The sequence below is a fragment of the Xanthomonas sp. NCPPB 3442 genome (genome assembly GCF_056725145.1).
Genome location: NZ_CM161514.1, coordinates 3,065,573 through 3,079,566 on the forward strand (window position 1 = coordinate 3,065,573; position 13,994 = coordinate 3,079,566).

The 13,994-nt window shown below is 62.4% G+C and carries 10 protein-coding genes; 3 read left to right on the forward strand and 7 right to left on the reverse strand.

What is annotated here, in order from left to right:
• Positions 1-9: 9 nt before the first annotated feature.
• Positions 10-642 (forward strand): uracil phosphoribosyltransferase, encoded by a 633-nt coding sequence (upp, locus tag AC1POX_RS13330; protein WP_008574400.1) that lies wholly within the window; start codon positions 10-12, stop codon positions 640-642.
• A gap of 375 nt (positions 643-1,017) precedes the next feature.
• On the opposite strand, the gene AC1POX_RS13335 is transcribed toward upp, so the two are convergent.
• From AC1POX_RS13335 to rsmD, 7 genes are all read right to left on the reverse strand, one after another.
• Positions 1,018-2,778: a glycoside hydrolase family 9 protein gene (locus AC1POX_RS13335; RefSeq protein ID WP_218555327.1), complete on the reverse strand. Its 1,761-nt coding sequence runs from the start codon at positions 2,776-2,778 to the stop codon at positions 1,018-1,020.
• 289 nt (positions 2,779-3,067) lie between these two features.
• Positions 3,068-4,846, reverse strand: coding sequence for a gamma-glutamyltransferase (ggt, locus tag AC1POX_RS13340; protein WP_372356255.1), 1,779 nt, complete (start codon positions 4,844-4,846; stop codon positions 3,068-3,070).
• Positions 4,843-5,127, reverse strand: coding sequence for a YfhL family 4Fe-4S dicluster ferredoxin (locus AC1POX_RS13345; protein WP_014090436.1), 285 nt, complete (start codon positions 5,125-5,127; stop codon positions 4,843-4,845). The genes ggt and AC1POX_RS13345 overlap by 4 nt, the downstream gene beginning before the upstream one ends.
• Positions 5,118-5,300, reverse strand: a complete 183-nt coding sequence (locus AC1POX_RS13350; protein WP_029819671.1) for a hypothetical protein — start codon at positions 5,298-5,300, stop codon at positions 5,118-5,120. Before AC1POX_RS13350 ends, AC1POX_RS13345 begins: the two co-directional genes overlap by 10 nt.
• Positions 5,301-5,358: 58 nt before the next feature.
• Positions 5,359-5,856: a hypothetical protein gene (locus AC1POX_RS13355; protein WP_005931897.1), complete on the reverse strand. Its 498-nt coding sequence runs from the start codon at positions 5,854-5,856 to the stop codon at positions 5,359-5,361.
• Between the two features lie 46 nt (positions 5,857-5,902).
• On the reverse strand, positions 5,903-6,409 hold the full coding sequence (gene coaD / locus AC1POX_RS13360; protein ID WP_008574388.1) for a pantetheine-phosphate adenylyltransferase: 507 nt from the start codon (positions 6,407-6,409) through the stop codon (positions 5,903-5,905).
• Complete coding sequence (gene rsmD, locus AC1POX_RS13365) at positions 6,406-7,095, reverse strand: 16S rRNA (guanine(966)-N(2))-methyltransferase RsmD (protein ID WP_372357178.1); 690 nt, start codon at positions 7,093-7,095, stop codon at positions 6,406-6,408. The genes coaD and rsmD overlap by 4 nt, the downstream gene beginning before the upstream one ends.
• Positions 7,096-7,267: 172 nt before the next feature.
• Between rsmD and htpG the strand changes: the two genes are divergently transcribed.
• The gene (htpG, locus tag AC1POX_RS13370; protein ID WP_372356256.1) at positions 7,268-9,172 is read left to right on the forward strand and encodes a molecular chaperone HtpG; all 1,905 of its coding nucleotides are present in this window, start codon (positions 7,268-7,270) and stop codon (positions 9,170-9,172) included.
• 351 nt (positions 9,173-9,523) lie between these two features.
• Positions 9,524-13,975, forward strand: a complete 4,452-nt coding sequence (locus tag AC1POX_RS13375; RefSeq protein ID WP_372356257.1) for an RHS repeat-associated core domain-containing protein — start codon at positions 9,524-9,526, stop codon at positions 13,973-13,975.
• The last annotated feature ends 19 nt before the right edge of the window (positions 13,976-13,994 follow it).

A 13,994-nucleotide genomic window follows, 5' to 3' on the forward strand; every position in this document is an offset into this window, starting at 1 on the left:
CCGCTGCCCATGAAAATCGTCGAAGTCCGCCACCCCCTCGTCCAGCACAAGATCGGCCTGCTGCGCGATGCCGCGTTGAGCACCAAGGGCTTCCGCGAACTGGTCACCGAACTGGGCACGCTGCTGGCCTACGAGGCCACCGCCAATCTGGATACCGAATCGCACACCCAGCCGGGCTGGGCCGGCCCGGTGACGGTGCAGCGCATTGCCGGCGCAAAGATCACCTTGGTACCGATCCTGCGCGCCGGTCTGGGCATGCTGCCCGGCGTACTGGCACTGATTCCTGCCGCACGCGTGAGCGTGGTCGGTCTGCAGCGCGATGAAGAGACCCTGCAACCGGTGCCCTATTTCGAACGCCTCACTGGCCGCCTGGAAGAACGCGACGCCCTGATCCTGGACCCGATGCTGGCCACCGGCGGCACCCTGATCGCCACCATCGACATGCTCAAGCGCGCCGGCGCACGGCGCATCAAAGGCATCTTTCTGGTCGCCGCGCCGGAAGGCCTGAAGGCGCTCGAAGCGGTGCACCCGGATGTCGAGGTCTATACCGCGGCCATCGACGAACACCTCAACGACAAGGGCTACATCCTGCCCGGCCTGGGCGATGCAGGCGACCGGATTTTTGGAACGCGGCTGGAATGAGTTTAAGCCCCTCTCCCGCCCGGGAGAGGGGTTGGGGTGAGGGTACGGCATGCCAGTGTTCTTGCTGCCGCCTACCCTCATCCAGCGCTACGCGCCAGCTTCTCCCGAAGGCAGAAGGAAATGCCGCAGCGCGTCCGACCTCGATCATGTTGCTGGCATGGCCAAAAGCGTCATTCAGAGCTGCTGGTGACCGAACCTTTGGTACGCAGGCAGCATGAATTGCAGCAGCTTAAGCCCCTCTCCTGCGGGAGAGGGGTTGGATGAGGGTACGGTGTATCAGTATTCCTGCCGACGCCGTACCCTCATCCGGCGCTGCGCGCCACCTTCTCCCGACGGGAAAAGGAACAGCCGCGGCATCGGCTTGATAGCGACGCTTTAGCGCGTCGACGCCTCGATCGCCGCGCTCACATACACCAGCGGCGCATTCCAGTTGATCGCCACTTCGTTGGTGGAGTAGCTGCAGAAGTTGTCCAGGTACGACAACGCCGGCCGTTTGGAGGGGTACGGCACCTTGCACTCCTTGGCATCCTGCTGCCCCGGCTGCGGGCCGCCGACCAGCCAACCCGGCACCGGCGCTTCGATCCCATCGGCCTCGGAGGGGCGATGATGGATATGCATCGGGGTGCGTTTGCCTATCCCGGTCACGAACGACAGCCCCAGCGGATTGCGGCCCAGGATGTAGTCCAGCTGCGATTGCGCCGCATCCAGAAATTGCCGCTGCTGCGTCAGCCGGTAGCCCTGTAGCAGCATCATCGCGCGGTTGAGCACCCCTGCATTGCTGCCCCACACGAAGTCGCTGTCGTTCATCGCCAGCCGCCATGCCGATGATTGCCAGGTGTCGGCCAACTGTTGTGCCAGTCCGGTGATCTCCCGTGCGATCCGCGCGCGATCGGCATGCGGCGTGAGTCGGTCGCGATGCGCGGCCAACGACATCCAGGCCAGCCCACCGACATTGCCCCACGACGGCACGGTGGCCGGCACGTTGCGCGCGATCATCGCGTCGTAGAACCCATCCTCGCCGGTGACGATGTACAACTCGGCCGCCGCCCAGGCGAATTCGTCATCCAGGTGTGCATCGTCGTAACCGCCGGTACGCACGTCGCTGGGCTGCCGGTAGATCACGTCCGGATGCTGCTTCGCCCACGCCCACGCAGCCCGCGAGGCTTTCAACATGCGCGCCGACAGCCCCGGATACTGCTTTTCAAATGGCGCATACACGCGACTGGCGACGGCCATCACCGCAGCGAAGTCCAAGGTCGCGGCAGTGGTCTTCATCACCACGTAGCGTTGCTGGGTGGCCTGATCCGGCATCACCAAGCCATCGAACTGCTTGTCGGTGAGCTTGTGGTACACGCCGCCATCGGCCGGGTCCTGCATGGCGAGCATCCAGTCCAGATTCCACCAGGCCTCCTGCAGGATGCCGGGCACGCCGGGCGCATCGTCGGGAATGGTCAGCGGCTTGGACCTGAAGAACGCCGGATACTGCTCGTAGGCCGCCAGCAAGGTGTAGGTGCTGATGCCGGAATTGACGATGTACTTGTTGTAGTCGCCCGCGTCGTACCAGCCCTTGGGCGCGCTGATCACGCTATCGGTCGGACGCGTTGCAGACGCTGCGGACGGATGGATGCGCACCTGCGTATCCGGGTGCCCGGCCGCGCGCGCATAGCGCCCGGCGTAGCGTGCCGGCAGCGCGGTGCTGGCACGGTTGAAGTAGAACGCCTTCAACGCTGCATCGACCAGGGGCTGATAGGCATGCGCGTTGATGGCGAAGGTCTCCGATGCCGGCAGCCCGTCGACCTTCAACCGATAGGTTCCGACCGCACGCAGCCCGGAAAAATCCGCCACCCGCGCCTGCTGACCGGCCGGCGACCACATCGCGGCCGGCTGCAGGGTTCCCTGCAACACGCTGCGTCCCTGTGCATCTTCGACGGTGAAGCGGTCCGAACGGTTCGCGGTGCCCTGCGGCGGCAGCCCGACGATCGCCATTTTTGCCGAGCCCGGCAGATAACCCAGCTGGTTGACGTGGATGGCGTCGCTGGCCGCCACGGCCTCCTGCCTGCCGGTTGTCTCTGCAGCGCAGGCGAGCACGGGCGAAACGATCATCAGGCTGGTGAGCAGAGTTTTGAAGATAGTCATGCCACGATGGTCGCCGCATTATCTTGCAGCGACAAGTCCAATGCCGGCATAGCCGATGCGTCAATCCGCATCGCTGCAGCAATGCGCCCCTTGCGCGGATTGCCCCGCACGCAGCCATGCCGCGCTCATCATCACCGCATGCCAGCAATCAAGCGCATGCTGGGCGGGCAGCAAACGCGCCAGCCCAGGCAACCACGGTCGCATTGCATCGATGGCGCTTGATCGAAACAACGAACAACGCCCGGCCGCCTTGCCGGCTACCGGGCGTCGACGCAATCGGGTTCACGCCTCAGCGTGCCGTCGCGTCCAACTGCACTTGCGCCTTGCCCACCGGGTTGCGCGGGTCGCTGCCGCCGCTGAGCACGTTGCGGCGCTTGTCCCACTCCACCGTTTGCAGGTTGCCCCACACATGGCTGGAGCCACGGCCGCCTTCGGCGGTGTCGCCTGGCAATTTCAGTGCATGCCCCATCGCTTGCAGGCCCTTGGCGGTCTGCGCCGAAAACGCGTCGGTCTCGGCGTCGATCACGTCCGGCAACCACTGGTGGTGATAGCGCGGCAGCGCACTGACCGCCTGCGCATCCAGGCCGGCGTCGTAGCCCAGGATCCCCAGCAGCACCATGGTGATGATGCGGCTGCCGCCCGGGGTGCCGAGCACGATCGCCTTGTCGGCCGATTCCATGAAGGTGGGTGTCATCGAACTGAGCATGCGCTTGCCCGGCTTGGGCGCGTTGGCGGCGTAGCCCATCACGCCGAACGCATTCGGAGTGCCCGGCTTGAGCGCGAAGTCGTCCATCTCGTTGTTGAGCAGCACGCCGGTGCCCTTGGGAATCAGGCCCGAGCCGTACAGCAGGTTCACCGTCTGGGTGGCACCGACGCGGTTGCCTTCGCCATCGATGATGGAAAAGTGCGTGGTCTCGTCGTCTTCCAGCGGCGTGGGGTTGCCCGACAGCAGATCGCTGGGCGTGGCCTTGTCCGGGTTGATGGTGGCACGCAGGCCTTGCGCGTAATCCTTGCTGGTCAGCACGCGCTGCGGCACGTCCACAAAGTCCGGGTCGCCCAGGAAGAAGGTGCGATCACGGTAGGCGCGGCGCATCGACTCCACCACCAGATGGGTGCGATGCACCTCATCGAGCGTGTTCAAGTCCCAGCCTTCCAGGATCTGCAGCATCGCCGCCAGCGCAATACCACCGGACGACGGCGGCGGCGCAGTGGTGATCTTCCAGCCGCGGTAGTCGAACTGGATCGGCGCGCGCTCCTTGACCCGGTACCCGGCCAGCTCGGCCGCGCTCCACTGGCCGCCGGCCTGCTTCACGCCGGCCAGCAACTTCTTGGCGGTCTCGCCCTTGTAGAACCCGTCGAAGCCCTTGTCGCCGAGCAGCTGCAGCGTCTGCGCCAGTTCCGGCTGCTTGAAGGTGTCGCCTTCGGCAATGGGTTTGCCGCCGCGCAGATACACCTCGCGTGTACCGGGGTAACGCTCCATCACCTCGCGCCGCGAGGCATAGCCCTTGGCCATGCGCGCGTAGACAGGAAAACCCTCCGTCGCGATGCGGATCGAGGGTGCCAGCGACTGCTTCAGCGGCAGCCGGCCGTGTTTGGCAGCCAGCTCCACCAGCGCTGCGGGCAAGCCCGGGATGCCCGCCGACCACGGGCCGTTGACCGAGCGGTCGCGGTCCAGCTCGCCTTTCTTGTCGAGAAACTGCGCTTGGGTGGCCGACGCGGGCGCGGTTTCGCGCGCGTCCAGCATCACGTCCTTGCCGGTCTTGGCGTCGTGCAACAGGAAGAAACCGCCGCCGCCCAGCCCTGAGCTGATCGGCTCGACCACCGCCAGCGTGGACGACACCGCCACCGCGGCATCGAACGCATTCCCGCCCTCGCGCAGGATCTGCAGGCCGGCATCGGTGGCCAGCGCATGGCCGCTGGCGATCGCCGCGCCGGGTGGATGCGCGGCAACCGCTGCGGTGGTGGCCGTCGCCGGCTTGGCGGCATCGGCGCACCAGGCCGCTGGCGCCAGCACAAAGGCCAGCAGCAACACGCCGCGCGAAGAAAAACGTCGGGAAAAAGTGCTCACGGGGCGGGGGGCTCCTGTTCGTACAGTTCGGGGTGATCGCGCTGCAACTGCATCAGCTTGGCCAGCAACTGGTCATGGGTTTCCGGAATGGCCGGATCCGGATCGATGCATTCGACCGGGCACACCACCACGCACTGCGCTTCGTCGAAATGGCCCACGCACTCGGTGCAACGTGCCGGATCGATGACGTAGATGGTTTCGCCCATCGAGATGGCGTGATTCGGGCACGCAGGCTCGCAGACGTCGCAGTTGACGCAGAGCTCGTTGATTTTCAGAGACATATCGGCACTACGATGCGACGCGACGCGGCGCGCTGCAACCGCAGGCGCTGGAACGCAATGTGCTGCTGCAGCCGGGCGCCCATGGCGCGCAGCGGCAGATAGATAGCGCCCTGGGCGCTGTCGGACACCGGCCTGGTGCGGCCGGCTCCGGTGGAGTGCGAACTCGGCAGCATGGTGCATTCCCAGGCTGCGGCCGGATGCGCCCTCCCGCGCATCCGGCCTGCTACGGCATTACTTGGCTTCAACGAAGATGTATTCCGCGCCCTTGGGCTGGACGATGGTCTGCACGCGCGCGTTATCGGCAGCATTGCCGATGAACAGCACGCGCACACCCTTCATCGAGTCCGGTGCCACGTCCTTGAACGCCGCATCGATCAGGTCGGCCATCTTGCTGGACGCCGACGAACCGAAGGCCAGCATGTTGCCCGGCTGCACGCCACGCGCGAGCGCGGTCTTGACGCTTTCCAGCTGACGCTCGTAGCTGCCGGCAAATTCGGCGTCCGACTCCGGCGGCAAGTAGTACAGGAACGGGCTGTTGGTGGTGGTGCCCAGGTTCTGGCCGACCACTTCCTGCAGGTACTTCTTCCAGCCGGCGTTGTCGTCCTTGGCCGGTGCGGTCAACGGGGCCGGTGCGGCGGCAGCGGTCGGTGCCGGCTCTTCCTTCTTGCAGGCGGTGACCGCCAGAGCGGCGATCGAAGCGAGCGCCAGAGCGCGCATGGTGTGTTTCATGAAACTCCTCCCTTTGAAATGCATGTGGTGATGTAACTGCAGATGATCAGGCCTGCGCGCGGGACTGGCGCACCTGCCGCAAGGCCTCGACAACCGATGCCGGCACGAAGCCGGACACATCCCCGCCCAGCCGCGCGATTTCGCGCACCAGCGAGGACGAGATGAAGCTGTATTGCTCGGCCGGGGTAAGAAACAGCGTTTCCACCTCCGGGATCAGATGGCGGTTCATGCTGGCCATCTGGAATTCGTATTCGAAGTCGGACACTGCCCGCAGGCCGCGCAGCAGCACGCCGGCGCCCATCTCGCGCACGAAATGCGCCAGCAGGGTATCGAAGCCGCGCACTTCCACATTGGTATGCGCCGCCAGCGCTTCCTGGGCCAGCGCCACGCGGCGCTCCAGCGACAATGCCGGGCCCTTGGAGGGGCTATACGCCACACCCACCACCACGCGCTCGAACAACGGCGCGGCGCGATTCACCAGGTCGATATGCCCGTTGGTGATCGGGTCGAAGGTACCGGGATAGACGGCGGTGCGGCTGTTGGCAACGCTCATACGGAGACTACCGGGGTCGGATCGCTCTTCAGTGTAGCAGCGGCCCGGCGGTACAGCGCATAGCGCACCTCACGGGTGGCGCCCTCGCGGTGCAGATGCCAGCCGGCCGGCAGCAGCGGCGGCGCATCGGCGGGCGCTTCAAGGTACAGCCAGGCGTCGGCCGCCACATGCGCCGGCAGGTGCTCCAGCACTGCCGGCCACAGCCCGGCCGCGAACGGCGGGTCGACGAAGACGATATCAGCCAGCGCTGCGGGCGCACGCTCCAGCCAGCGCACCGCATCTTCCTGCAGCACCTGCACCTGCGTGGCGGCATCCAGCCGGGTCACGTGCTCGCGCAGCCGCTGCACCAGGCCGGGGTCGCGTTCGATCAGGGTGGCATGCGCAGCGCCGCGCGACACCGCCTCCAGGCCCAGCGCGCCGGAGCCGGCGAACAGATCCAGCACGCGCGCGCCGGGCAGGCGCGGCATCAGCCAGTTGAACAGCGTTTCGCGCACGCGGTCGCTGCTGGGGCGCAGGCCGGGCAAGCTGGGCACCGCCAGCCGCGTATTGCGCCAGCGCCCGCCAACAATACGCACCTGGCCTTCCGCGCCACGCGAGGCCGGGCGCTGCAGGCGGCTCATCGCCCCGCACCTGGCGAGGGCGGGCGGGTGCAGCACGGCAGTAGCGCAGTTGGCGACATGGCTCAAGGCAGGACGAATGGCCGGCCATGATACCGCCGCCATCGCCGCAGCCGCCCTGCCCCGCACCAGCCGCCGCGCGGCACATTCGCGCAGGCCCGCCTTGAAAAATCGGCAGACGGCCGCATCCCCCAGGCCATCGGCCGCGTTGCGGCCTGGACCACCACGGAGCACGACCCCAATGACCGTTGAAACCGACAAGCAGACGCTCGGCTTCCAGACCGAGGTCAAGCAGCTGCTGCAGCTGATGATCCATTCGTTGTACTCGAACAAGGAAATCTTCCTGCGCGAGCTGGTCTCCAATGCCGCCGATGCCGCCGACAAGCTGCGCTTCGAAGCCTTGGTCAAGCCCGAGCTGCTGGAAAGCAGCGGCGAGCTGCGCATCCGCGTCGATTACGACAAGGACGCGCGCACTGTGACCATCGACGACAACGGCATCGGCATGAGCCGCGAGGAGGCGGTCTCGCACTTGGGCACGATCGCCAAGTCCGGCACTGCCGATTTCCTCAAGCACCTCAGCGGCGACCAGAAGAAGGATGCCAACCTGATCGGCCAGTTCGGCGTGGGCTTCTATAGCGCCTTCATCGTCGCCGACCAGGTGGACGTGTATTCGCGCCGCGCCGGCCTGCCGGCCAGCGAAGGCGTGCACTGGTCCTCGCGTGGCGAAGGCGAATTCGAGATCGCCAGCGTCGACAAGCCCGAGCGCGGCACCCGCATCGTGCTGCACCTGAAGGAAGGCGAAGAATCGTTCGCCGATGGCTGGACGCTGCGCGGCATCCTCAAGAAATACTCCGACCACATCGGCCTGCCGATCGAGATGCGCAAGGAGCATTACGGCGAAGCCGCCGACACGCCGGCAGAGCCCGAATGGGAAGCGGTCAACCGCGCCAGCGCGCTGTGGACGCGCCCCAAGTCCGAGATCAAGAACGAGGAGTATCAGGAGTTCTACAAGCACATCGCCCACGACGCGGGCAACCCGCTGGCCTGGAGCCATAACAAGGTCGAAGGCAAGCTGGAATACACCTCGCTGCTGTTCGTGCCCGGCCGTGCCCCGTTCGACCTGTACCACCGCGACTCGGCCAAGGGCCTGAAGCTGTATGTGCAGCGCGTTTTCATCATGGACCAGGCCGAGCAGTTCCTGCCGCTGTACCTGCGTTTCATCAAGGGCGTGGTGGATTCGTCGGACCTCTCGCTCAATGTCTCGCGCGAAATCCTGCAATCCGGCCCGGTGGTCGATTCGATGAAGTCGGCGCTGACCAAGCGCTCGCTGGACATGCTGGAAAAGCTGGCCAAGGACAAGCCCGACGACTACGCCACGTTCTGGCGCAACTTCGGCCAGGCATTGAAGGAAGGCCCGGCCGAGGATTATGCAAACCGCGAAAAAATCGCCGGCCTGCTGCGCTTCTCCTCCACGCACGACACCACCGGCGCACAAAGCGTGGGCCTGGCCGATTACGTGAGCCGTTTGGCAGAAGGCCAGGACAAGCTTTACTACCTCACCGGCGAAAGCTACGCGCAGATCAAGGACAGCCCGCATTTGGAGGTCTTCCGCAAGAAGGGCATCGAAGTACTGCTGCTCACCGACCGCATCGACGAATGGCTGATGAGCTATCTCACCGAATTCGACGGCAAGTCGTTCGTGGACGTGGCGCGCGGCGACCTGGACCTGGGCAAGCTGGATTCGGAAGAAGACAAGAAGGCGCAGGAAGACCTCGCTAAATCCAAGGAAGGTCTGGCTTCGCGCATCAAGGCAGCGCTGGGCGACGACGTGGCCGAAGTACGCGTCTCGCATCGCCTGACCGATTCCCCGGCGATCTTGGCCATCGGCCAGGGCGACCTGGGCCTGCAGATGCGTCAGCTGCTAGAAGCCAGCGGCCAGGCGGTGCCGGAAAGCAAGCCGGTGTTCGAGTTCAATCCGACCCACCCGCTGATCGAGAAACTCGACGCGGAACAGGATATGGATCGCTTCGGCGACCTGAGTCGTGTGTTGTTCGACCAGGCTGCGTTGGCTGCGGGCGATAGTTTGAAGGATCCGGCCGCGTATGTGCGGCGGTTGAATAAGTTGTTGCTGGAGTTGTCGGTGTAAAGCAACAACACTTAGATTAAAAAATAAATAAAAAGACCGGCGCAACGCCGGTCTTTTTATCTAAATAAATACCAGGCAACAATGACTTTATCGCTCTTTAAATATTTTTGCAGCTCAGATAAGGCAGGCCGCAGCAAACAGATTTCACAGAAGCGAAATTTACTCTAGGAGCCCTCTAGGCGCACCTAAGCATTATTAGCGCCTACTGGCAACAAGGGATTTATCTAGCGCAAAAAAGTCAAGTTAGCGAACGATGATCAAGGCAGTTGACGGAAATCTAATTTCGGCAGAGGATCTATGGACTGAGCACCAACCCCATGTACAGCAAAAGCGGCACTTGAAAGGATTAAAGTGAAAATTGAATCGAACGGATATTCGCGTGAGAGATCGTTTGCTGGGGTGCTCCTGATAGTTATTCTATCGCTCTTTATCACAAATAAATCAGCACATGCCGCAGCCCCCCAATTTTGCTACGAAAGTGCATGCTTCTCAAATTTACCGGAAGCTGAAGCGGAAATGCGAAGCCATTTCGGCTACGGAAAATTTCTTGAAAGAGAAGGCACCGAGCCCGCAAACCAATACCTTGCAAATTCAGCCATCACCTTTGTTTATGTAGCTCCCGATCAGCCGCCAATAAAATTCAACCCGCCAAGCTACTCTGTTGGCGGTTGGGACAACAGCTTTTATGCCGGATTTTGCCAACCTGCAGGGGACCCCTACTATCCGAACCGCTGTGCCAGTGAACAAGAAGCAATGGAAAGCATGAAAGCCTACTGGCAACGAACATATCCTACCTGCTCCTTTACGAACTATAGGATTGAGGGTAATTACGGAGAACCCTTTGTTTCGTCCAGAGGTGATGCGGGCTTTGGCTTTCTATCTTTCATGACACCTCAGGATAAATGGTTCAAAAACGATGCATGGTGTCCTGGCTGGGGACAATCGTACCCGGACAAATGGCAGCACCAACTGGTAAAAATTCAAACATTTAATTGCCCATCAGAATATTGGCCGATTTGGGGCTACAACCCAACTTATAATAATACTGGAAATCCAGATTATATTGCACTCTGGCCTTACCTTTGCACCGCAGGCAAGCCGACACATCGAATTTCAAAAATTGATTCAACTGGACCCAAGCAGACTAGCTCTTGTCCAGCCAATGAGAATCCTTGCTTCCCAGCCACGGGGGACAAGATGCGTACCGAGCCTGACCTTAGCTTTGCTGGCCGTGAATTCACCCGGTATTATCATTCCCTTCAAGAAATTCAGATTTCGGGCGCCATCGGGCTTGGCTGGGGCCACACATTCCTAGAAAAAATAATATATAACGGAAATACCAACCGAATCCAATTATTTAGCGAAAAAGGTTATCTCCAAACATTCACCTCAGCAGGCAGCCGCATTTATCGAGGAGATCAAGATCCAACCGATCAACTGCGGTGGATCGATGACGGCTCATGGACTTTGATTAGAGGAAATGGCGAACGCCGCACATATTCTTCAATGGGCGACTTGCAGGAGATATTTTCACCATCAGGTCCGGTCTACGACGTAGCCTTATCATATAGCCGTGGCCGTCTCGCACTGGCTCTAGACGGGGCCGGGAGGGCGCTACGCTTTTCCTATGATGGAAAAGGGCTGTTACAGCGCGTGGCTTTGGATGATGGTACAGGCGTATCGTACGAGCACGACCAAAGTAAGAATCTGACCAAAGTGATCTATCAGGATGGATCGTCAAGATCTTATCGATACGACGAGCCACATCTTGCGCCGGCTAGCATCGGACACTTGCTCACCGGCATTTTCGATAACGATGTTCGCTATGCGACGTTCCGCTACGATGCCCAAGGAAACGTAAGCGGCAGCATGCTGCATTCTGGCTCAAACATGGTAGCAAAGACGGTCATCACGTACGCTGGTGCCGGGCAAGCAACCGTGACGGGCCCATTAGGCGCGGTTTCGAACTACACGCTATCTCTCGGTCCCTTTCCGCAAGTAACGGGGATCACCGACTCTCGCGGCTCGCTTAGTTCCAGCTTCGATGAACGCGGAAGGCCAAGGGGTGGCACGGACCGTAATGGTGTTTCGACGCGTCGGGATTTCGTTGACACGGCGGATTCAGGGTTATTGGTCCGTGAAACCTTATCTTCGCAGGCAGGAGCACTCAGAACGACTGAGGTGACTCGTGGCGCTAGCAACCATATCGCCAGTCGCAACGTCATTTCGACATCCGGCAGAGTCAGCGCCGAAACATCGAAATACAGCGCGCTCGGATTGATCCTCGCATCGTGCCGCTATGACCTTGCGATTGCGGAACCATCGGTATACGAATGCGGCAGTCAATCATCTGCGCCCTCGGGCGTGCGGCAAACCATTTATCAGTACTGTGATGCATCCGGGCAAGTTGGGTGCCCGCAAGAGGGGTTAATCCGTCAGACTACAGAGCGTGGACAAGTCGTCAAGTACACCTACTTCGATACTGATGATGTTGGCTGCAGTTCGCCTGGTGGCATATGCCTGCACCGTAGAATCGACCTCTGGAAAATCACCAATGCCCTAGGCCGCATCACCGAATACCTCGCCTACGACGGCGCAGGTCGCCCGTTGTCCATCAAGGACACCAACGGCATCGTCACCGACTACACCTATCACCCGCGCGGTTGGCTGACCGCCACCAAGGTGCGTGGGGCCGATGCCTCCAGCGAGGCAGATGACCGCATTACCCGCATCGACTACTTGCCCACCGGCCTGGTCAAGCAGGTCACCCAGCCCGATGGCGCGTTCACCGCCTTCACCTACGATGCGGCGCATCGGCTGACCGACATCACCGACAACGCGGGCAGTACCGTCCACTACACGTTGGACAATGCCGGCAACCGCATCAAGGAAGACACCAGCGATGCGTCGGGCACGTTGAAGCGCACGCTCTCGCGCGTCTACAACCAGCTCGGCCAGCTCAACACGCAGGCCACTGCCGCCAGCGACCCGACCGACTTCGCGTACGACGCCAACGGCAATGCCACCACCGTGACCGATGCGCTGGCAACCGCGACGCAGAACGAGTACGACCCGCTCAATCGCCTGTCGCGCACGCTGCAGGATGTCGCCGGCATCAAGGCCGACACGAAGTTCGAATACGACGCACTCGACAACCTGACCAAGGTCACCGACCCCAAGGGCTTGGACACCACCTACGACTACAACGGGTTTGGCGATCTGGTGAAGCTCACCAGCCCGGACACCGGCGTCACCAGCTACACCTACGACAGTGCCGGCAACCGCGCCACCCAGACCGATGCGCGCGGCAACACCACCGCCTACAGCTACGACGCGCTCAATCGCCTGACCAAGGTCACCTACCCCACCACCAGCCTCAACGTTACCTACACCTACGACGTGACCCAGACGGCCTGCACGAGCGGGGAGACCTTCTCCATCGGCCGCCTGACCAGGATGCAGGATGGCGGCGCGATTACCCAGTATTGCTACAACCGCTTCGGCGATCTGGTGCGCAAGGTACAGACCAGCAACGGCACCGCGCTGGTGCTGCGTTACGACTACACCGTCGGCGGCCAGCTGCGCCGCATGACCTATCCAGACGGCGCGGTGGTCGATTACGTGCGCAACGCGCAAGGCCAAACCACCGAGGTCGGCGTGACCCCGGCCGGCGGCAGCCGGCAGGTGCTGCTGAGCAACGCCAGCTACTACCCATTCGGCCCGGCTGCCGGCTGGACCTACGGCAATGGCCGCACCCTCGCCCGCCAGTACGATCTGGACTACCGCCCGCAGGCCATCCAGGACACCCGCCCGGGTGGGCTGAAAGTGGGCTTCGGCTTCGACCCGGCCGGCAACCTCACCGCGCTGACGCCCGCAGGCAATCCCGCGCCGGAGATCGGCCTGGGCTACGACGCGCTGGGCCGCCTGACCGGCCTCACCGATGGTGTCACCGGAACTGTCATTGACGGCTACAGCTATGACGCCACCGGCAACCGCCTCAGCGCCAAGGTCGGCACCACCACGCAGATCTATAGCTATCCGACCGACAGCCACCGCCTCAGCGCCATGGCAGGCGTCGCACGTACATACGATGCCACCGGCAACACCACCGCCATCGGCGGCACCGCCCGCCAATACACCTACGACACCACCGGCCGTATGACCCAGGCCCGCCGCGCCGGCGCGGTGACGATGAATTACCGCTACAACGGCCGTGGCGAGCAGGTGCGCCGCTTCCTCGGCACCACCAACACCTACACGCTCTACGATGAAGCCGGCCACTGGCTGGGCGACTACGACAGCAACGGCGCGCCCAAACAACAGGCGATCTGGCTGGAAGATCTTCCGGTCGGCCTGCTCGCGAACGCCAACAAACTGCACTACATCGAACCCGACCACCTAGGCAGCCCGCGCGTGGTGATCGACCCGACCCGCGATGTGGCGGTGTGGACGTGGAGCTTGAAGGGCGAAGCCTTCGGCAACACCGCGCCGAATCAAGATCCTGATGGGGATGGTGCGGCGCTGGTCTTGGATATGCGGTTCCCGGGGCAAAGATATGACGCTGCAAGCGGGGTCTTTTACAATTATCAGCGTTATCTCGATTCCGGGGTGGGGCGATACGTACAGTCCGACCTCATTGGACTTCGGGGCGGCGTGAGTACTTATGGCTATGCGCTTCAATCCCCATTGATGAATTCTGACCCTTATGGCTTAGCGACTTGGAAAGGATCAACGTATAGCGTAGGGGCCGGTGCTGCATATTATGGGGGTAATATCGATTTTTACCAGGTTACTTCGCCGTGACCCGGCGGCGGATTCGCGT